This window comes from Ureaplasma zalophigenitalium (assembly GCF_025780055.1).
GTDB classification, from domain to species: Bacteria; Bacillota_I; Bacilli_A; order Mycoplasmatales; family Mycoplasmoidaceae; genus Ureaplasma; species Ureaplasma zalophigenitalium.
The window spans coordinates 16,376-36,846 of sequence record NZ_JAOXHJ010000007.1 but is presented as its reverse complement, the minus strand read 5'-3'; the positions used below and the strand labels follow the sequence as shown (position 1 = coordinate 36,846).

The 20,471-nt window shown below is 30.7% G+C and carries 22 protein-coding genes; 13 read left to right on the top strand and 9 right to left on the bottom strand.

All coding sequences use genetic code 4. The features are described 5' to 3' along the window. Window positions 1–1,163: 1,163 nt before the first annotated feature. The 9 genes from OF365_RS02970 to OF365_RS02930 form a co-directional block, all read right to left on the bottom strand. Window positions 1,164–2,555 carry a Vmc-like lipoprotein signal peptide domain-containing protein gene (locus OF365_RS02970; RefSeq protein WP_263818131.1) on the bottom strand — a complete coding sequence of 464 codons (1,392 nt, stop codon included), beginning with the start codon at window positions 2,553–2,555 and terminating at the stop codon, window positions 1,164–1,166. Window positions 2,556–3,525: 970 nt separating this feature from the next. Continuing rightward, window positions 3,526–4,083 (bottom strand): PQ-loop repeat-containing protein, encoded by a 558-nt coding sequence (locus OF365_RS02965; RefSeq protein ID WP_263818130.1) that lies wholly within the window; start codon window positions 4,081–4,083, stop codon window positions 3,526–3,528. Window positions 4,084–4,229: 146 nt separating this feature from the next. Further along, on the bottom strand, window positions 4,230–4,733 hold the full coding sequence (locus tag OF365_RS02960; RefSeq protein ID WP_263818129.1) for a PQ-loop domain-containing transporter: 504 nt from the start codon (window positions 4,731–4,733) through the stop codon (window positions 4,230–4,232). Between the two features lie 2 nt (window positions 4,734–4,735). Beyond that, window positions 4,736–5,290: a PQ-loop domain-containing transporter gene (locus OF365_RS02955; RefSeq protein WP_263818128.1), complete on the bottom strand. Its 555-nt coding sequence runs from the start codon at window positions 5,288–5,290 to the stop codon at window positions 4,736–4,738. Between the two features lie 104 nt (window positions 5,291–5,394). After that, a complete protein-coding gene (locus OF365_RS02950; RefSeq protein ID WP_263818127.1) occupies window positions 5,395–5,955 on the bottom strand; it encodes an L-threonylcarbamoyladenylate synthase in 561 nt (186 codons plus the stop codon). After that, window positions 5,955–6,812 (bottom strand): HemK/PrmC family methyltransferase, encoded by an 858-nt coding sequence (locus OF365_RS02945; protein WP_263818126.1) that lies wholly within the window; start codon window positions 6,810–6,812, stop codon window positions 5,955–5,957. The genes OF365_RS02950 and OF365_RS02945 overlap by 1 nt, the downstream gene beginning before the upstream one ends. A 2-nt stretch (window positions 6,813–6,814) precedes the next feature. Then, on the bottom strand, window positions 6,815–7,894 hold the full coding sequence (prfA, locus tag OF365_RS02940; RefSeq protein ID WP_263818125.1) for a peptide chain release factor 1: 1,080 nt from the start codon (window positions 7,892–7,894) through the stop codon (window positions 6,815–6,817). A gap of 113 nt (window positions 7,895–8,007) precedes the next feature. Then, on the bottom strand, window positions 8,008–8,310 hold the full coding sequence (gene rpmE, locus OF365_RS02935) for a 50S ribosomal protein L31 (RefSeq protein ID WP_263818124.1): 303 nt from the start codon (window positions 8,308–8,310) through the stop codon (window positions 8,008–8,010). A 146-nt stretch (window positions 8,311–8,456) separates the two neighbouring features. Then, window positions 8,457–9,854 carry a DnaA ATPase domain-containing protein gene (locus OF365_RS02930; RefSeq protein ID WP_263818123.1) on the bottom strand — a complete coding sequence of 466 codons (1,398 nt, stop codon included), beginning with the start codon at window positions 9,852–9,854 and terminating at the stop codon, window positions 8,457–8,459. Between the two features lie 140 nt (window positions 9,855–9,994). Here OF365_RS02930 and rpmH point away from each other — a divergent pair, with 140 nt between their 5' ends. The 13 genes from rpmH (at window position 9,995) to ylqF (ending at window position 20,457) form a co-directional block, all read left to right on the top strand. Next, the gene (gene rpmH / locus OF365_RS02925; RefSeq protein WP_263818122.1) at window positions 9,995–10,141 is read left to right on the top strand and encodes a 50S ribosomal protein L34; all 147 of its coding nucleotides are present in this window, start codon (window positions 9,995–9,997) and stop codon (window positions 10,139–10,141) included. A gap of 6 nt (window positions 10,142–10,147) precedes the next feature. Next, window positions 10,148–10,507 carry a ribonuclease P protein component gene (rnpA, locus tag OF365_RS02920; protein WP_263818121.1) on the top strand — a complete coding sequence of 120 codons (360 nt, stop codon included), beginning with the start codon at window positions 10,148–10,150 and terminating at the stop codon, window positions 10,505–10,507. Next, window positions 10,492–11,646, top strand: coding sequence for a membrane protein insertase YidC (yidC, locus tag OF365_RS02915; protein WP_263818120.1), 1,155 nt, complete (start codon window positions 10,492–10,494; stop codon window positions 11,644–11,646). The genes rnpA and yidC overlap by 16 nt, the downstream gene beginning before the upstream one ends. Next, entirely contained in the window at window positions 11,646–12,497 is an 852-nt protein-coding gene (gene rsmA / locus OF365_RS02910) for a 16S rRNA (adenine(1518)-N(6)/adenine(1519)-N(6))-dimethyltransferase RsmA (RefSeq protein WP_263818119.1), read from the top strand. Before yidC ends, rsmA begins: the two co-directional genes overlap by 1 nt. Further along, window positions 12,487–13,281, top strand: a complete 795-nt coding sequence (locus tag OF365_RS02905; protein WP_263818118.1) for a GHMP family kinase ATP-binding protein — start codon at window positions 12,487–12,489, stop codon at window positions 13,279–13,281. Before rsmA ends, OF365_RS02905 begins: the two co-directional genes overlap by 11 nt. A gap of 4 nt (window positions 13,282–13,285) precedes the next feature. Then, a complete protein-coding gene (gene gltX / locus OF365_RS02900; RefSeq protein ID WP_263818117.1) occupies window positions 13,286–14,737 on the top strand; it encodes a glutamate--tRNA ligase in 1,452 nt (483 codons plus the stop codon). After that, a complete protein-coding gene (locus tag OF365_RS02895; protein ID WP_263818116.1) occupies window positions 14,737–15,966 on the top strand; it encodes an HD domain-containing protein in 1,230 nt (409 codons plus the stop codon). Before gltX ends, OF365_RS02895 begins: the two co-directional genes overlap by 1 nt. 12 nt (window positions 15,967–15,978) lie before the next feature. Further along, window positions 15,979–16,452, top strand: a complete 474-nt coding sequence (gene rpoE, locus OF365_RS02890; protein WP_263818115.1) for a DNA-directed RNA polymerase subunit delta — start codon at window positions 15,979–15,981, stop codon at window positions 16,450–16,452. Next, a complete protein-coding gene (locus OF365_RS02885; protein WP_263818114.1) occupies window positions 16,452–17,321 on the top strand; it encodes a ketose-bisphosphate aldolase in 870 nt (289 codons plus the stop codon). Before rpoE ends, OF365_RS02885 begins: the two co-directional genes overlap by 1 nt. Before the next feature lie 15 nt (window positions 17,322–17,336). Beyond that, entirely contained in the window at window positions 17,337–18,443 is a 1,107-nt protein-coding gene (gene ychF, locus OF365_RS02880) for a redox-regulated ATPase YchF (protein ID WP_263818113.1), read from the top strand. A gap of 73 nt (window positions 18,444–18,516) precedes the next feature. After that, the gene (locus OF365_RS02875) at window positions 18,517–19,170 is read left to right on the top strand and encodes a thymidine kinase (RefSeq protein WP_263818112.1); all 654 of its coding nucleotides are present in this window, start codon (window positions 18,517–18,519) and stop codon (window positions 19,168–19,170) included. Between the two features lie 2 nt (window positions 19,171–19,172). Continuing rightward, complete coding sequence (locus tag OF365_RS02870) at window positions 19,173–19,643, top strand: hypothetical protein (protein WP_263818111.1); 471 nt, start codon at window positions 19,173–19,175, stop codon at window positions 19,641–19,643. Continuing rightward, the gene (ylqF, locus tag OF365_RS02865; RefSeq protein ID WP_263818110.1) at window positions 19,630–20,457 is read left to right on the top strand and encodes a ribosome biogenesis GTPase YlqF; all 828 of its coding nucleotides are present in this window, start codon (window positions 19,630–19,632) and stop codon (window positions 20,455–20,457) included. Before OF365_RS02870 ends, ylqF begins: the two co-directional genes overlap by 14 nt. Window positions 20,458–20,471 lie beyond the last annotated feature (14 nt).

Genomic DNA, 20,471 nt, shown 5'->3' with positions numbered 1-20,471 from the left:
TAAATATCCTTTAAAAAACCATCATAATAGTAATTGTTATCATATTTATTTTTGTTAACATAATTAAAAGTGAAGGTTTCTGATATATTTGTTTCATAAGAAATATACATATATCCTTTTTCAAGAAAATGCGTTCCTCAGCTATTTTTAACGATTCATGCACCGTCTGTTTTAGTACCGTTGCCAAATAAATCTTTTGAAATATTGTCATCTCAACCAATAATAGTTGCAGCATGTCCATATTTTTTTGTGAAGTTGATGTTAATTCATTGTAATAGGTTGCCGTTTCTCCTGCAGAGAAGCCAAAACCAACAGCACCGTTTTTACTATATTTTTTTATTGCTGTGATCTATCTTTATGATCTATTTCAATGAAATCCTCAGCCTTATATGGAATATCAAAGTTGTAACCTTTAAAATCTTCGGTTTCATTTATTAAGTTGTTTCACTGCATAATTGCGTATCCCGCATCCTTTGTGAAACCTCCTGTATTTTAAAATTAGAATTTCCTAATGGATCTGAATTGATATCCCTGTTTTTTGTTTTAAAGGCAATGGATTTTTCTGATAAATTTAAGGTATCTGGAATTTTATATAATTGGTTTTTAACAATATTAGCCTCCGAAACTCCCACAATAGAATATGCTCAACATATATCTTGTAATTGCCTTCTAACAGGTGAAAGAATGGAGTTATATCTCTTTTGGTCATATCTAGGTAGTTTTCATAACTCAATTTCTGCCTGCTTTTTTTCATTCTGACTAATCACAGTTGTTGAAATTGTGAAAGGGGCACTAGTATTGATAAGAATAATGGTATTTTTATTTTCATAGTTTGACCTTTTAAAATCAATAAAATAAAAACATAAATAAACGAAGTTGCTTTAAATTAATTTATGCTGAATTTTTATACCATTTTAATGAATATATATTATTATAAATAAATCAATCAAAGCATTTAAATTAGAAGAAAAAAATAAGTAAACATTCTGTAATATGTGATACGAATAGAGGATATATGTGTTAAATTTTCATTAATAAAATATTGTTATTATAGAATGATACTAAACAGGTATGGATGAAAAATTAATTGTCTTGTTAAAGTTTTTGTTTAAATCAAAAAAACACCAGTCAGACTAGTGTTTTTTTGATTTTAAGCTTATATTTTATTTTCCTGCTTGGTCGCCAGTTTGGTCTTTACCTGTTGTTTTACTTACAGCTTTAATAACATTTTCCGTAATAGTATTTGCATATGGAGATGCATAAATATTTGGGTTAAAGATGTTATCTCTCTTAGCTTTTTCTTGATATAACTCTACATTAGTTTGATGATTTGATATATTCCATTCTGTTGGTAAAGATTGAGTACTATCACTAAAAGTATATGTTTCTTTATCTTTAACTAATAAAGGAGCAGTGCTTCATTTTTCTAAGATTGTTTTTCAAACACTATCTAAATTCTTTTCTTTAGATAGAGAGTATCTATAAGTTTGTCAAGTATGAATGAACTTCATTAATAAAGGAGCACCTGAAATAGGGAAGGTTGTTAAATCTGTTATCTCTGGGTGGTTCATTAATACTGTCCCATCTTGTTTATAAGTAGTAATAGTTAATTTATTATGGATAGCATCTATTACTTCTACATCATATGTGTTAGGTTCTAAACCATTAACATATTCTCTAAAAGTGATAATTCCTTGTAATTTTTTATTTTCAGTAATTAAATATGATTTTTGACCTATAAAGTCATCACTAGCTTTTGGACCACCATTATTAGGGGCAAAATCCATAAATATTACTTCTTTAGTATTTTTTGTTTGCTCATTGACATTAAAAGTTTTTTGAATGAAATACAAAGAATTATTGAACACATTGTCAGGGTTGATGTTTAATTGTTTTTCTTTATCATCAGCTTTGAATTCTGATTTTGCAATCACAATTTCAAAATCTTTTGTGTTCTTTTCATTATTTTTATCAACTAATGTATATATAACAGTAATTTTAGTTTTTTGTTCATCTTTAACAGCTGATTTAAAAGTTACGTTAACTGTTTCAGGTGCAGTGAATGTGAAATTACCTGCTACTAATTTATCTTCAGTAACACTTTCAAAAGTTACATCTTTAGCGCCTTTGTATTCTACTTTAACTTCAGATTTAATTTTTGATAAATCAACTTGATTATCATCAGCTTTGAATTCCGATTTTGCAATCACAATTTCAAAATCTTTTGAGTTCTTTTCATTATTTTTATCAACTAATGTATATATAACAGTAATTTTAGTTTTTTGTTCATCTTTAACAGCTGATTTAAAAGTTACGTTAACTGTTTCAGGTGCAGTGAATGTGAAATTACCTGCTACTAATTTATCTTCAGTAACACTTTCAAAAGTTACATCTTTAGCGCCTTTGTATTCTACTTTAACTTCAGATTTAATTTTTGATAAATCAATTTTTTTATCTTGAGTTTGAGAACACGAAGCTGCAATACTTGCGATTAGAGCTGACGTAGCAACTAATCCTAAGCTTGATAATAATAATTTTTTATTTATTTTTTTCATAATATGTTACTACACTCTTACGAATGTAGTAACCCTCCTTTTTCAAATTTTGGATATTAATTTTTGAGAACTAATTCCAATTATCTTTGAGGGTGTTTAATATTTAAATATTAAACACTTTTGCGATTAAATTATAATACATTAAAAACAATAATTTATGAATCAATTTTTGAAAATGGTGAAAATCGGTTCAAAAAAGGCGAAAGTTTGTTTTTCGCAATAAATAACCACCTCTAGAATTCGCACAATATAACAAAAAAATAAAAAGAACGTATTGCTTGCCACTGTTTTATTCTAGAAAAATCCAATCAAAGAGCTATTTCAAATGCCTTATTTAGACTTGAGTTCTTGAAATTTTTATTATTTCTTGTTGTTTTTTCAGCTTGATGAACATAACTATCAATAGTTTTTAACTATTTCGCTTAAGTTTAAATTAACTGTGTCGATTATTGCTCCGGTAAAACTATAACTAACATAAGCATTAACTTAGGAGTGTTTAAGATTTTTAATTCAGGATTGTATGCTAACCCTTATCAAATAAACTATAGTTAGTAATGGGTATCAATTTGCGCTATTTTAGGATTTGATTTAAGACTATGTGGTTCAATAGTTACTAATACAGAATCAACCAGTTTTTCTAAGTTATTTAGATTTTGTGATTGAGCAAAGCGAATTGCTTTATTTCGTGTAAAATAGTTATGATAAAACAAAAAGTGTTGTATAATATACCCTCAAGTTTCCTACGGTACGTAAAATTTTTAATCTAAATATATTGATTACTAAGATAAGCGATAAAATAACTAGAATAATGATAAACAAATAAAGATCAACCAAAACAAACTAAGTTAATAATCCGTGCTTAATGCGCTTTAAAACATTGCTTAAGACAAATATTAACCAAGACAATAATTTTACACAACATCGAAAGACAAAAAAACATCGCAGAGAAGCGATGTTTTTATTTATTTGTTTATTTTTGAGTTGTATTTTCTAAAGGTGCTTTTTTATTGTTTAATTCAGGCACTATATATTGCTGATAATATTCACTCTCTGACAAATTCATTTTTTTTGCATTATGTTTATTCTTGAACTTTAAAAAAGCTACAAGAAACGAAGTCATTGCTAAAAAACCACTTCCAACACACATGATGATTCCAGGTACTAAATAACCTGCTATAAATCTTTGATAATTGAAAGCAAAAATGGTTTTACCTTCTTCGTTGATAAATTTCCCAACCGCAAAGACTTTGGAATATGGACTAACTGTAGTTAGTCCAATACCATAAATAGACAAGAAAGCACTAGCTAATCCTGTTAGTAAAAATAATCAAAAATTTAATTGTGCTGTATCTTTATTTTTTAGTGTTCGAATTGTTTGGGGAAGCACACTTAACGCCAACAATACCGTCCCTATTGCAGAGAAAACTGATGTAGCAACTTCGACACCACTTGCTTGTGCTGATATCGTAGGATTAATATTTCCTTGGCTATCATAAAAATCTGCAATATCATTAATACTATTTCACATATAAAAACCTACCTTTATTAATATTATTCATTTAACTATTAATAGTACTATATTTTGAAGGTTATTTATCACTAAAAAAGATTATTTTTTTGATATAAAAAAAGAAGCCATTGGCCCCTTTTTATTTTTGTCTTTTTAACTTTGAACTATTTGTTAATTTTTGCGTTGATTGGGTAGTGTAGGTTGCAGTATTCTAATTCAGACATACCAGCTTTTTTAGCTTTTTGCATAGTTGAAATCTTCACTGACAGAACAATGATTGTTAAGAACATTGATAGAGTTTCAGAAATAGCAACTAATATGAATCCACCCACTGATACTGAGACTCCCATTCAAGCGAAAATTGTCAAGAATGCTAAACCTAATACAGATAAAACTCACATTCCTAATGATAATGCTTCTGTACGTTTAGATTTAAGAGTAGCAACTACCCCTGGTACGTAAGCGATAAATACTAGAACAGCACCAATTACTTGAAAAAACACTGCTCAAGGATGCATTGGGAAACCATATGTTTGTTCTGCTTCGCCCATATTACTAAAGAAAACATCTTGATTAACAATGAAACCAGCTTTAATTGCATCAGCTTCAGTTAATGGAGCAGTTACTTTAGTACCGCTTTCAGCAGCTTGTTGTAAAAATGATAACATGACTATTTAGCTCCTTTTAAATTTAATGTTGGTTTGATGTGAACTTCGTAGTAATCTAATTCAGACATACCAGCTTTTTTAGCTTTGATTTGGTTTGCAAGTTTAACAAATGCCACCATGAATGATGTAATTGCCATAAAAGCTTCACATGCAAGCAAGAAGATACCTGGCACTAAGAAACCAGCTACGTATTCTTGATAATTGAAGATACCTTTACCTTCTGTTGTAATCCCTACTAAGAAATTAGAAGAGTTTGTTTGAACTGTGATTAAACCAATACCATAAAGAGCTAAGAAAGTTGTAGCTAAACCAGTTAGGAAGAATAACAAGAAACTTAAACTTGCTGTATTACGATCTTTCATAGTTTTAATTGTTTGCGGGAAAACGCTTAACGCAACAACGATTGTACCGATAACACTGAATACAGCAATCGCAATCGAAATTCCAGATGCAGCAGAATTATCTAATTTACTTAGATCAGCACCACTAAGGATTTTTCCTAAAGCACTATCAGCAGCTATGTATTCAGGTGCTGTAATATTTTGTAATATACTCATAATTGTATAACTTCTTTCATTACTTTTTATATATGCATATTTATATTACAACAAAAATATAAAGTTAACACATTTTTAAATTGATTTTGTTATAAATGAATGTTTTAATTATTTTTAGAAGATTTATTCGCATGCAAATCCTCTAAAAATTCGTCAACTAAGCCTACACTAGCCCCGCGACGGATATATTTTCAATTGTCAATATCAATGATAGTTGAAGGTTCATCGGTGTTTGCATTACCTTGGACATATAAAATATTATCCTTTGCACCAAATTTGAAAATTGCTTCTTGCTCGTTGACTACCGGATTTTCACCTGATAAGTTGGCACTACTGCAATACAAAGGGCCGAGTTTTTCAAGTAACTTTAAGATGGGTCGGCTATCAGGCATGCGATAAGATACCTGGTTTTTGACAATAGTAATTTGCCCAGGTCAAATAATATCTAAAAATTGCTTTTGGGCAACAGTTAACTCACCTAATATAGAATAATCAGCGACAAAACGCACAATAGGTTTATTTATCGGGCGTTTTTTAATGGTGTAAATATTCTTTTCGTTTTTAGCTAAAATACCCATGATTGTATCTGTGGGTAAAATAACACATTTATTAGCATTTAAGGCATCGGCAATTAAATTAAGTTGATTGAAATTATAAGTTTTCATTATTTTCTCCCTGGAATGATTAATATACGATCGTGACCATCATAATCTTTTTTAAAAATATAATTATTAATCTGACATTCACTTAAAAAATTTATTAAATATTGTTTTTGATCGAATCCAATCTCAAAAATTAAGGTACAAGTTGGGTTGTATTTTAAAAAATACTCTTTAATTATATAAATATAAAAACTTAATCCATGTTCATGGTGCACATCAACTAAAGCATTATATGGATCGTGTGCAAGGACGTTTTTAGATAAATGATAATTAGACATAATATATGGCGGATTACAAATCAACAAATCAAATTTATATGGATTTGTTTGCAAAAATAATTGGTAATCTTGATTATAAAGTTGTGCTTTTAAATTATAAAGTTTTCGATTTTTCTCTGTGTTTTTAATGGCTAAAGGATTAATATCAACACAAAATAAATCAATTGGTTTTTCTAATAGTAAACTCAAACCTAAAACACCGGTACCACAGCAAATATCGACAACAAAATTTTTCCCGATAAACTCCGATGAATTAAGAAGGTTTATAGCTTCAAAAACTAATAATTCGCTGGCAGGTCGAAAGATAAAAACACCATCATCAACATATCATTGACGATGATAAAAAAAACCTTTTTTAACTATTCGCTCAATAGGAATATTTTCATGTGCATATTGGTTTCATAAATGTTTAAAAAGCTCAAGATCTGCTTCTTTTATAGATTCAGAATAATAATAATATAAAGAAGTTAAATCATGAATTTGAGGGTTAAAAAAATTGATTAATTGGATAATTATGGATGGATTGATTTTTAGTTTACAAGCTTTTTGATAATAAACTTGATAAAGCGCTTGATAGTTCATATTTAAATTTCTAAATTGGTCATTAATGTAGTTTGCTCATCAGCGATCAATGGATCAATAATGTCATCCAAAGTTCCTAACATAATGTAATCTAGTTTATTTAATGTTAAATTAATGCGGTGGTCAGTAATTCTGTTTTGGGGATAATTATATGTACGAATTTTTTCGGATCGATCACCTGTTCCCACCTGATTTTTACGTAAATTCGAAAATTCTTCGTTTTGTCTGCGTTGCTCTTCTTCTCATAATTTTGAACGCAGCATTTTCATAGCAGTTTCACGGTTTTCGATTTGCGATTTACCTTCCTGACACGCAGCTACAACCCCTGTTGGGATATGTGTGATTCGCACAGCTGACTCAGTTCGGTTAACATGTTGCCCCCCAGCTCCACTAGCTCGATAAGTATCAATTCTTAAATCAGAAGGGTTGATAGTGATATCAACCTCATCTTGTTCTGGTAAAACTGCGACTGTAATTGTTGAAGTGTGTACGCGACCTTTTGACTCAGTGGCTGGAACTCTTTGTACACGGTGCACACCCGATTCAAATTTCATACGTGAATAAACCTCTTCGCCCGAAATCATGAAAGAAATAAAGTTAAAACCCACTGATGAAGGAATCATTTCAATAATTTTCATTTTTCAATTACGTGATTCAACATAGGCGCGATAGGTGTCAAACAAATTTCCTACAAAAATAGAAGATTCATCACCACCAGCTGCTGGTCGCATTTCAACGATAACGTTCTTATCATCATTTGGATCGCTTGGCAACAACAAGATTTTAATTTTTTCTTCAATGACAGGAATTTGTTCCTTTGCTTCATGAAGTGTGGTTTGTGCTAACTCTAACATATCGACGTCTTTTTCGGTTTTTAAAATTTCCTCAGCATACACTCCATTATTAATTGCCTGCTCATAATCAGCGAAAACATCAGCTACTTGATTAGTCTTTTTTAATTGGATATTAATTTCCTTCATACGTTTAAAATCATTAGAAATTGTTTCTAACTCTTTTTTTAACTCATTGTTTTTTATGACAACTTTTTTAATTGCATCAAATAATTTTTTATTATATTCCATAAAATCTCTTTCTATATAGGTTGTAAGTTAAAAAATAAATAACAGAGGCCTGTTATTTATTTAACAATTTGAATGTCAATAATCCAAGCACTTGAAATTAAAATGCTTATAAATTAGTTATTTCCTAAAACATCAAAGCCACTTGCAGGACGTGCTTTTGGTTTTTTAGTAACGGTTTTCTTAACTGGTTTGTTTTGCATGTTTTCTTTAGCAGTTTGGAATTTAGAATTAAGTTTTTCAGCACGACCACGTAAAGCAGTAGTAGCATTTTGTTTTCCAATGTAGAAAGAATGACAATTAGAACAAACTTCGACAGCCATATCTGGTGTTTTAAACGTAGTTAAAACCGGATATTCTTTTTGGCAAGTCACACATTTAAAAACAGTTTCGTTTAAATTTAAGTGAATGTCTTTCATTTTATACTTCCTTAATATTCTTAAATAATTATCTTTTATTAATTTTCATTAATATATTAGATTTCACGATCGAAAATTTAATACATACTCTTAATTATATAATAAGAGGAATAAAAACGCAATAATTAAATATGTAGCAAGTTGACTTACTCGTTTTTTGAAACATATTCAATAATATGGTTTAATTGTTGCTTAAACATATCATCTTCGTCTGCTTTACGAGCCACTTTGTCAAAGGCGTATGAAATAGTTGAATGGGATTTCATTTTTAAAACTGAAGCTATTTCAGTAAAAGTCATATTTAGAACGCGACGCAGAACATAAATAACAACTGACCTTACCCAAACCACTTCCTTACGTCGTGTATCTGATAGGATCAATTGCTCATTTATATTCATATATTGTGTAATCATTGTGATGATTTTATTGGGATCTAATTCGTTCTCGATCATCTGTAATCCTATGCCAGATTGAGCGCATTTTTCTTGTAAAAAACCCAATTCAATGTGATTTACTTTTTCGTGACTATTCATTGCTCAATAACTAATTTGTTTTAAAAAACCGATCAATTGTCTAATGTCCTTATGGAAGTTATAAGCAATATATTCCACAGCTTCGGTAGAAATGGTAAACTGTTTATTGATTGTTAGTCAGTTATTAATAATATCTATCGCATCAGATATGCTAGGGTTTGAAAGTTTGATTTGAATTCCTGAAGCTAACCGCGAAATTAAACGGGTTTCGAAAGCAACTAACTCACTAGTTTTCTTATCGCAGGTGATAATAATTTTCCCGCCATTATTGATAATAGTATTAAAAATATTGAAGAACATTTCTAAGGCCTTTGCCTTATCGCCTAAGTTTTGAATATCGTCAATAATTAATAATTCGGCAGCTTGAATTTCATTTTTTAATTGTTCTACAACGTGAGCGCCTTTGAAAGCGGCAGCGTTAAAACGACGGAAATACTCAGCAGCTTCAATATAGTAAACCACTTTCGTAGGATTATTTTTATGATATTCATTAGCTGCTGCGGCTACTAAATGAGTTTTACCAATACCCACTTTTCCGAAAATAAAGATGGGATTAACTTGTGAGTAGGTCATATAATCAGAACTCAATAATTGATGAATTGCATTGATTGCATCCATATTGTATGTTGTTTTGACTAAACGTGAAAAAGTGAGCTCTTTTAATTCTTTTTTAAAGTTGATAATTTCTGTTTTTACGGGTTTTTCTAATGTTTTAATCAATTGTGATCGTTGATTTAAGCGTTCTACTTCTTGGGGAGACAAGAATAAAATTTCTTGTACAGGCTGATTAAAGTACTCAAATTCTTTAACTAATGTTTGTTTTAAAGTTAAATAATAAGTAGTTGAAGCAAGCAGACAAACATGAGGATCATCAACAACAATCTGTAAAATATTATTGTCAAAACCATAAACTTTTGATTTAATTAAAGTGTTGATTAGTCGAGGATCAATAGTTGATGAAGAAATAGAATTAAGCGCATTTGTGTATTTTTTTTGAATTTCTTTAATCATTTCAGGCACCTCAGACGAAAAACATTGTCATTCTTAAAAATTATAAGATATTGATTAACAATTAGATATATATTATTATATAATAGTAATTAAATGCTATAATTTTTTAATATGTTTTTAAATTTGAAGGTGGTGTAGATATGAAAAGAACTTTTCAACCAAACAATCGTAAACGTGCTAAAACTCATGGTTTTCGTGCTCGTATGCAAACTAAGGATGGTCGTAACGTTTTAGCGCGTCGACGTCTAAAGGGAAGACATAGTTTAACTGTTTCATCTGAAAGATAAAACAACATGGCTAAATTTTTTAGTCTTAAAAAAAATTTAGAAATTTTAAAAATTATCAAAAAACACCAAAAAATTTCAACAAAGATCATGTCTTTCTATTATGCTTTTAGTGAGGAAGACAAACCATGCGTAGCTATCTCGGTTTCAAAAAAACATTTCCGATTAGCAACTACGCGTAATCGCATTAAACGTTTAATTCGTGCTTATTTAAATAATATAAGATGCGATTTTAGCTATTGTAAAATGGTGATTATTGTGAACCCATCTTTCACTGATGGAGTTTTTAATATTAATGTCTCTGTCGTTGAAAAAGCGGTTTTAAAAATAATGAAAATTAGAAAGGAAAAGAGATGGGAACAAAGATAGACAAAAAGGCTGTTGTCAATCGTTTAAGTTATTCTGTAGAAAACTTTTCGGGTGCTCAAACAGCTACATCGCATCTCAAAGCTCGTAAAAAGAAAATTACTAGCTTAATAGTAAAGATTCTTAAGGGTATCATTTACGCTTTCTTTTTAAGTATAGGTTTGTATGGTTGCTTTCAAAATATGGCTAACCACTGAACTGTTCAATCGTTAATTGTAGGGAACGGGTTGGAATTAGGTTTTAATGCTAATCCTGTGAGCGCTACAGGTGATATTCGCTTCGATTTAATATATAACGGTTCTGGACCTTTTTATGCTTATAGCGACTTTACCTGAGCCTATGGTCCTTTTTACGCTTTATTTGTATGACCAATAGGTCAAATTTTATTACATTTTTTATATGCAACACGCGATTGACCGGTTGGTCTAAATGTGATTTTAGGATTAATAATTATCTTATTTATTATTCGTTTAATTACCGTAGCAATTACTGCACGTGCAACATTCCAATCTGAAAAAATGAGTGAAATTCAGGGTAAAATTGCAGAGATTAATGCTAAATATAAAGATGCGAAAGATATGCAATCACGTCAGAAAAAACAATTAGAAACGCGTGAGCTGTATCGCAAACATGGTATTAAACCTTTAGCTCCATTCGAGAGTATGATTATTACCTTACCAATTTTCTTAATTATTTATCGTGTAGTAACAATTTTAAGATACTTAAAATTCATCAGTTTATTTGGTATTTGAGATTTAACACAAACACCAATTTCACAATTATTTTCAAATTTCACAAACGGTGGATGACATTACTTATTCTTTTTATTATTAGTTATTCCTGTACAAATCATTTCACAAAAAACACCTCAATGATTAGCTAAAAAACGTGGGCGAGGTGCTACTACAGTTGGTACAAAAAACCAACAACAATTGAAACGTTCTCGAATGACTCAAAATATTATTATGATAGTGTTAGCTGTTGTAGTTGCTATTTCTTCATCAGGGGTTGGGTTATACTGATTCTTTAATGCGATCTTCACAATTGTGCAATCTGTTATTATTCATAAAATTATTATGAAACGACGAACAATGAGTACTACACGAATAGATTCTAAATTAGCGAAATTAGGTATTAGTTAATGGCAGATAAGAATGTTAAATTCAGATTACAAAAAGAAAGTTTTGTTCCATCCAAGAAAATGGGGCAAAACTTCTTGCTGTCTAATCAGATAAAAAAACAAATAGTTGATGCAGCAAATATTGCATCAGATGATCTAGTAATTGAAATTGGTCCAGGTCTTGGAGCGATTACTGAATTTTTGATTAAAGAAGCTAAATTTGTACAAGCGATTGAACTAGATAAAAGGTTATTTGCTCATTTAAAAAAGAGTATAGTATCATCTAATTTTGACATTATTAATAACGATGTTTTGAAGGTTGATTTAGACCAGTTAGTACTTGAATTAAAAACTAAAAGAGAATTTAACAACGTTAAAGTTGTAGCAAATTTGCCCTACTCCATTTCATCTAAAATTATTGAGAAATTAATTAAAACAGCTAGTATTAAATATAGTTTTGTTATGGTTCAAAAAGAAATGGCGGATCGCGTAACAGCTAAAGTTAATACAAAAAACTATAATGCATTTAGTGTTTTTGTCCAGTTGTTTGCTGAATTGACAACACTGTTTCATGTTCATCCTAAGAATTTTTATCCAGCACCAAAAGTAGATAGTTCGGTTATTATGATTAAAAATAACAACATATCTACCGATTTTGACCATGGTCAAATGTTACTATTCTTACGCATATGTTTTTTAAATAGACGAAAAAAATTGTTTAATAATTTACTTAATAAGTATCATTATAATGATATTATGGAAGCCTTTAAAGCAGAACAAATCGATATCAATGCAAGAGCACAAAATTTAACACAAACCAATTTTGTGAATTTATTCAAAATATTAAATAAGGAGATGAAAAATGAAGATTAAGAAGATGAGAGCTCATGCCAAAATAAACCTAGGGTTTAATATATTAGAAAAACAGCTAAACTGTTCTAAACATGATTTTGAATCTATTTATATTCGTGTTGACAACTTATATGATGAGATTGAAATTAGCGAATCACCAAAACCATATGATATAGTAACTTATTTTATTAATGAACAAGAAGTTTTGGTATATAGTCGATTAATATACAAGACATTAGATTATATTCGTTCGCAACACTTTAGCAAAAAATACTTTATGGTAAAGATCAATAAAAACATTCCTATTGGTTCAGGATTGGGTGGTGGTTCAAGTGATGCAGCAGCTGTTTTACGCGCAGTTTTAGATGAGGACCAATTATCATCCCTGAACTACTATGAAATCGGTACATTATTAGGAGCTGATATTCCTTTCTTTTTATCAGATTATTCTTCTGCCTATGTGACAAACTTAGGCACTGAATTAACTGATTTAGGTGGGTTTATCAATTTTGAATACAATGTTCATATTTTAAACATTAATGTCAACACCCAATTAATTTACCAAAAATACGATCAATCAAATTATCAATCAGAGCAAAACGATTATATGAAAATAATTGATCAATTACGAATGGGTCAAATTCCTGAAGTGATTCATAACAATTTGCAAGATCATTGCTTTGAGTTATATCCTGCTATTCGTCATCGTTATTCTGAATTATCTCAAGATCCAAATCACTTAGTTTTATTATCAGGTTCAGGAAGCTCATTAATATCAATTAACAGATTTCAAAGTAAGGAGTAAAAAAATGACTGTAAGAACACGTTATGCCCCGTCACCCACAGGACATTTACATATCGGGGGAGCTCGGACAGCTTTATTCAATTATTTATTCTCCAAAAGCATGAACGGCCAATTTATTATTCGAATTGAAGACACTGATATTGCTCGCAATATCGAAGCAGGAATTGATTCACAATTCAATTTTTTAAAATGACTAGGTATAGAGGCGGATGAATCATTAAAAAATCCCAATCCGCAATATGCTCCTTATCAGCAATCATTAAAATTTGCACACTATGAAGCGTTAGCTGAAAAATTAGTTAAGGAAAACAAGGCCTATTATTGCTTTTGTTCGAAAGAACAATTAGAGGCAGACAAAGAATTTTGCCAAAAAACACAACAAACATATAAATATAACAAACGTTGCTCATTTTTGTCGAAAGAAGAAGTTGCCAAAAAAATGCAGGAAAACATCCCTTACACAATTCGACTAGCCATTCACGAGCAAGAAAAATTTGCTTGAAATGATTTAATACGGGGGCCTATTGAAATTCATGCAGACGCTTTAACTGACCCCGTCATTTTAAAATCTAATAAAATTGCTATGTATAATTTCGCAGTTGTAATTGATGATTATGATATGGCAATTACTCACGTCATTCGAGGTGAAGAACATATTTCCAACACCCCGTACCAACTCGCTATTAAAAAAGCTTTAGGATATAACGCTTATGATATTCAATATGGGCATTTATCAATTATTGTGGATGAAACAGGAAAAAAACTATCAAAGCGGAATTTAGCATTGAAACAATTTGTAGAAGAATATGCCGCTGAAGGTTATGTCCCGTTTGCTGTGACTAACTTTATTAGTTTATTAGGTTGAAGCCCAAAAAGTTGTGAAGAGAAAATGACATTAGCTGAAATGATTAGTCAATTTGATTTGCAGCAAGTATCCAAAGCACCCGCTTACTTTGATATCCAAAAAATGAATTGATTCAGCAACTTATATTTCAAACACATGCCAGATGATGAGTTTAATAATTTCCTGATGAATCATGAATTAACTAAAGAGTTTGTAAGTAGTGATTCAACATTTATTCAGAAAGCTTGTTTATTTAAAAAAGAAATTTATAACTTACAACATTTATTAAATTTAATCAATGAACACTTTGGTGCTAAAGAGCATTTAGAAGAGTCATTATTATCAGAGATTAACAACGAAAATGCTAAACATGTCATTTTAACATTTTATGATTTATTAAATAAAACGGATGATTTTAGTCCAGAAATGATTGCTGGGTTGATTAATCAAACAAAACAGATAACTAATACAAAAGGTAAAATGCTATTCATGCCCATTCGAATTGCTACCACATATAGCATGCACGGTCCTGAATTAGCTCAAATGATTTATTATTCGACAAAAGCACAAGTGTTGAGAAATATTTTACAAATATTGGAGATATATAAATAATGCGTATTAACGATTTAAACTATATAAACGACCCGATTTTAGGCGTAATTACCTTTGAAGGTGATCCGTGAGCGATGGAGATTATTAATTCCAAAGAGTTTTGGCGATTACATAAAGTAAAACAATTAGGAACTTCACACGGTGGTTTTTATTCTGCATCACACACACGATTTACACACTGTGTTGGTGTGTATTTTGTAGTTAAAAAAATGCTGGCAAAAATCCGTTTTATTGAAAGTGATACCGAAAATTTAGAAGAAGACAAAAGGGTTGTTAAAGCTGCTGGTTTATTACATGATATAGGTCATGGGCCCTATTCGCATTCATTCGAAGAAGCATTGGGCAATTATAATCACGAACAAGTAGGGTTAAGCATCATTACAAATTCTGATTCGGAAATATACCAAATTTTAAAAAAACATAATATTGATCCTCATCGAGTGGCTTCGGTTATTGATCATACAGTAGATAAAAAATGAATGCACCAAATGATTTCGAGTCAAATTGATGCTGATCGTTTAGATTACTTGCAACGTGATTCGCACTACTGTGGTGTTAAATTTGGATTACTAGATTATGATTTATTGTTTGCTTCAATGATTGTTTATCAAAATGAAATTGCGTTCCATAAGAGTGCATGAAATGTTATTGAAAATATTCTAATTTCTCGTTATGCAATGTTTGAAAACGTTTATTATAAAGACATCTCTGTCACATATGATACAATTATGCAAAAAACCTTAAAGAGAGTTTATGATTTGTATCAGAAAAAGCAACGCTTTAATAATCCGCAAGCCTTAAACATCTTTATTCCCTTTTTGAAAAATCAGGAATGAACATATGATGATGTCATGTTACTTGATGACTCTTCTTTCTTAGAATCGTTCAAATCTTTTGCTAACGAAGACGATGAAATTTTACGCACATTGGCTTCAAATTGATTGCACAATAAAGAATTCATTACTTATGAAAGCGGTTTAGTAAATCGTGTATACCCCATTGATAATTCAAAAAAAGAATATTTTTATAAATCAACAGAGTATTATAATAAAAAAATTTACGACTTTTCAAACCCTGTTCGTTTATATAAAACTAATAATAAAAACGAAATAAAGATTTCTCTTTTAGAAGACATCAGCATTTATATAAGTGCTTTAAAAAATGAAGAAAAAATGAAACATAAAAAATATATTTTCTATCGAATTAGTCCCGATGGAAAAGACGAATAAGGAGTTTATAAAATGAACAAAAAATATATTGATATCGCTTACGAGGCGATTGTTAACGATAAGGAAATTCAAAAACAAAAAGGTAGTTTTAATTTTGACTTCATTGTTCACAAAATCGTTGATAATTCAGATTTACAAACAGATGAAATGGTTCAACACTACGGCGAATTATATTCTGCAATCTTACAGGATCCACGTTTTATTTTAATCGCAGAAAAAGAATGAAGTTTACGCGAACATCTATCTTTAAAAGAAATTACTAAAATTGCAAATGCAATGTACGAAGTGGGTAGTTATAAAGATAATGATGTGGATGACAGTGAAGATGTGAAATTAGCTAAAATGAACAAGGAAAAAGAAGAAATGGAAGAAGAAGAAATCGCTCTTTCTGATTTTGAATATGACACAGAAGATGATGAGAATCTTAAAATCGTTTCTTCAGACGAAACAGATGTGGCTGACGATGACTTGGAGGATGAAGAATAATGTATAAACATTTAGTCAACGCCCAAGCTATGATTGCGCATGCTAAAGCTAACCAATATGCTATCCCAGCGTTTAATGTGAATAATTTAGAATGGCTAAAAACGATTTTATTAACTTGCCACCAAACGCGAACCCCAGCATTATTAGCCTTTAGTGAAGGTGCTATTCGTTATATGGGCGGATATAAATGTGTTTTTCATTTAGTCAACCACGTTGCAGAATATTTAAAAATTGATATTCCGGTTTGTATTCATTTAGACCACGGAACTTATGATGGTTGTTTTAATGCTATTGATGCTGGTTTTACTTCAATCATGTTTGACGGATCAGCTTTACCCTTTATTGAAAATCACCAAAAATCAGCAGAGGTTATAGCTTATGCTGAAAAACACAATGTTTCAGTAGAATTAGAAGTCGGGGCTATTGGTGGCGTTGAAGATGATGTAGTTTCTGAAGGTGAATTAACAAAACCTACTGAGGCTGTAGAGATGGCGCAATTAAAACCAAATATGCTAGCATGTGGAATTGGCAATATCCATGGTTTATATCCGAGTAATTGAAAAGGATTAAACTTTGCATTATTGCAAGAAATCAACAACCTTATTCAGGTACCCTTAACTTTACACGGAGGTTCAGGGATTCCCTTAGAACAAATTCAACAGGCCGTTGCTTTGGGGATTAGCAAAGTTAATATTAATACCGAGGTGCAAATTGCTTATGCACAAGCTTTGCAAACTTACTTTTATAATAAAGACATTATGGCAAACAAAGCATATGCTTTTCGTACAATTAACAATTTTGTTTGTGAAAAAATGAGCGAGCAGATCACTACACTCATCTGTGATTTAAAAGCAGATAAACGTGTTTAAAAAAGGAGAGAAAAAATGGCTTTAGCAGCAGGTATTGTTGGTTTACCAAACGTTGGGAAATCAACACTTTTTAATGCGATTACAAATTCACGCGTTGAAGCAGCAAATTACGCGTTCGCAACGATTAATCCTAACGTGGGAGTAGTCGAGGTTAAAGATGATCGTTTGAAATCATTAGCAGGATTAATTACTCCTGAGAAAATTGTTTATACTAGCTTTAAGTTTGTAGATATTGCTGGGTTGGTTAAGGGCGCTAGTCAAGGCGAGGGATTAGGTAATCAATTTTTAGCAAATATTCGCGAGGTAGATGCAATCTGTCACATGGTTCGTTGTTTTGAAGACAAAAGTATTTTACATGTGCATAATAGAATTGATGCTTTGAACGATATTGGCGTCATTAATTTAGAATTAATTATTGCTGATTTAGACGTAATTAACAAACGAATTAACAAAATTAAAAAGAAGGCTGAAGCTGGGGATAAGGATGCTAAAAAAGAATATTTAGCCTTAGATAAAGTTCAGAAAATTTTATTACAAGACCAATTAGCTAGCACTGGTGTGTATGATGAAGAAGAATTAAAAATTCTACAAAACTTTCAACTAATCACCATGAAACCTGTTTTATATATCGCTAATATTGCCGAAAATGAAATTCACAACCCAGAAGCGAATCCTGAATATATGAAGGTTAAAGCTTATGCTCAGGCTAATAATGCAAACTGCATCGCTTTATCAGCTCGCATGGAATACGAAATTAGTGTTTTGGACGACGAAACAAAAACCATTTTTATGAACGACTTGGGAATGCATCAAACAGGCCTTGATGCTGTGACCAAAGCAGCCTATGATTTATTGGATTTACAAACTTTTTTTACTTATGGAAAAGTTGAAACACGTGCTTGAACTTTTAAAAAAGGAATGAACGCCCAAGAATGTGCAGGGGTGATTCATACCGATTTTGCTAAAGGGTTTATTAAAGCTGAAATCATCAGCTATGAGGATTTATTAAAATTCAAGAGTGAACAAGCAATTAAAGAAGCAGGATTATTACGGATTGAAGGTAAAAACTACTTAATGCAAGATGGTGATGTTTGTCATTTCCGGTTCAATGTTACCAAATAAAAATTAATCTATTCGGTTAATTTTTTTATTTTATATATTATAATATGCTTTATGTATTAACGGAGGAGATTGTATGGCTAAAAAAAATGCCTTTAGTAAACGTTTAGGTTGAATTGAATTAATTATGGGCCCGATGTTTGCAGGGAAAACAGCGGAGTTAATTCGTCGGATTGCGCGTCTAGAATATGCGGATGTGCAATATGTTGTTTTTAAACCCAAGCTAGATACTCGCCAAAATTTATTGGTTGTATCTCGTAATGGAACTAAATTACCTTCTATCGAAATCAATGAACCCGAGGAAATTCTGGATTATTTAATGCGTCCAGAAAACAAAGAAAAGAATATTAGCGTAATCGGTATTGATGAAGCGCAGTTTTTTAATGCTAATTTAGTTGAAGTGTGTAATATTCTAGCTGAAAACAAATATGTAGTCATTGTTTCGGGGTTAGATAAGGATTTTAAAGGTGAAACCTTTGGGTGTATGAATGACTTATCGATTGCAGCTGATTATGTAACAAAACTCACAGCCATTTGTCATGTATGTGGAAGCGAAGCTGCTTACTCCTTACGTGTGATTGATGACAAACCAGCGCGTTATGATGATGATTTAATTTTGATCGGCTGTAAAGAATCATACATAGCAGTTTGTCGTCACCACCATAAAGTGCCCGGTCGACCATATCGGTCAGAACTAAGTAAGAAATTTATTGAATATGTAAAGGCTTAATTATGAGCTCAGAAGATTTTTTAATTTTTGAAAAATTCAAAGTTTATTTAACCAACCGTATTTTTTATAAGAATAAATTTTTAGTTATTCTCTTGTTAGTTCTTATGGGTTTATTTTTGATTATTGGAATATGATTTTTGATTTTAATTTTAAACCACGCTTATAATAGCATTTATAGCGCAAAAAAAAGCTTGTTTAATTACCCTGCTTATATCACCGGATGTTGTATTATGCTAATCGCCTTTTTAATTTGTTTGGTTCCTCTAATCATGATTGCACGCGCCAACACTTTAATCAACTTCATTCTAAACAAAGTAGTAAAAAATTATTTACGCAGGCAAAAACCAGTCAAAAACCAAAAATATTTTGTTTTTTTCTTTCAGCGTTTTTTAAAATATTACCGTAGTCATCAAAAATATGACGCGACATATTTTTATAACTTAATGTTAAAGGAAGCACATGGCTCTAATTAATCCAAATAAAATTAACTGATTCCCTGGGCATATGAAAAAGGCCACAGATGAAATCAAAAACAAGATAAAACAAATTGATTTTTTCATCCAAGTTCTTGATGCGCGAGCAATTAAAACATCAGCTAATCCAGATTTACAAACATGAATTAATGGTAAGCCATTAATTAATATAGTTCTTAAAAGTGATTTGGCTAGCAATATTATTAGTGATGAAAATTATTTAATCGGTAACTTAAAAAACAAACAATTTCGTGAAACTATCATTAATCACTTATATAATATGTTTACTGCTAGTATGGAAAAACTAAAACGCAAGGGTTTAATTAATCCTGAATTCACGGGAATGGTTGTTGGTTTACCCAATATTGGCAAATCTTCCCTAATCAATTTTTTAGCAAAGAAAAATCAGTTAAAAACAGAAAACCGACCCGGGGTTACTAAAACCCAGGCCACAAAATCAATTAACCAACATTTCAAATTAATTGACACACCGGGTATATTTATTAAAAATATCGAAAATGAAAATGATGCTTATAAATTGATTATGATTAATTGCATAAGAAAAGAAGTTGTGGACTTAATGTATCCGCTAAGTTATGTATATGAGCATTATGTTAAACACCACTGAGATATGCTAAAAAACTTCTATAAATTAGATCAACCAATGGACTTTCACGCTTTTGTTGATCATATCTGTGCCACGTATCAGTTTTACATGGCGCAAAAAGAATTTGATTATACCCGTGCTTATAATCTATTGTATGAGCATTTTGCAAATCAAAAGATATGCAGGGTGAATTATGATATTCTTTAATTAAAACGTGATGG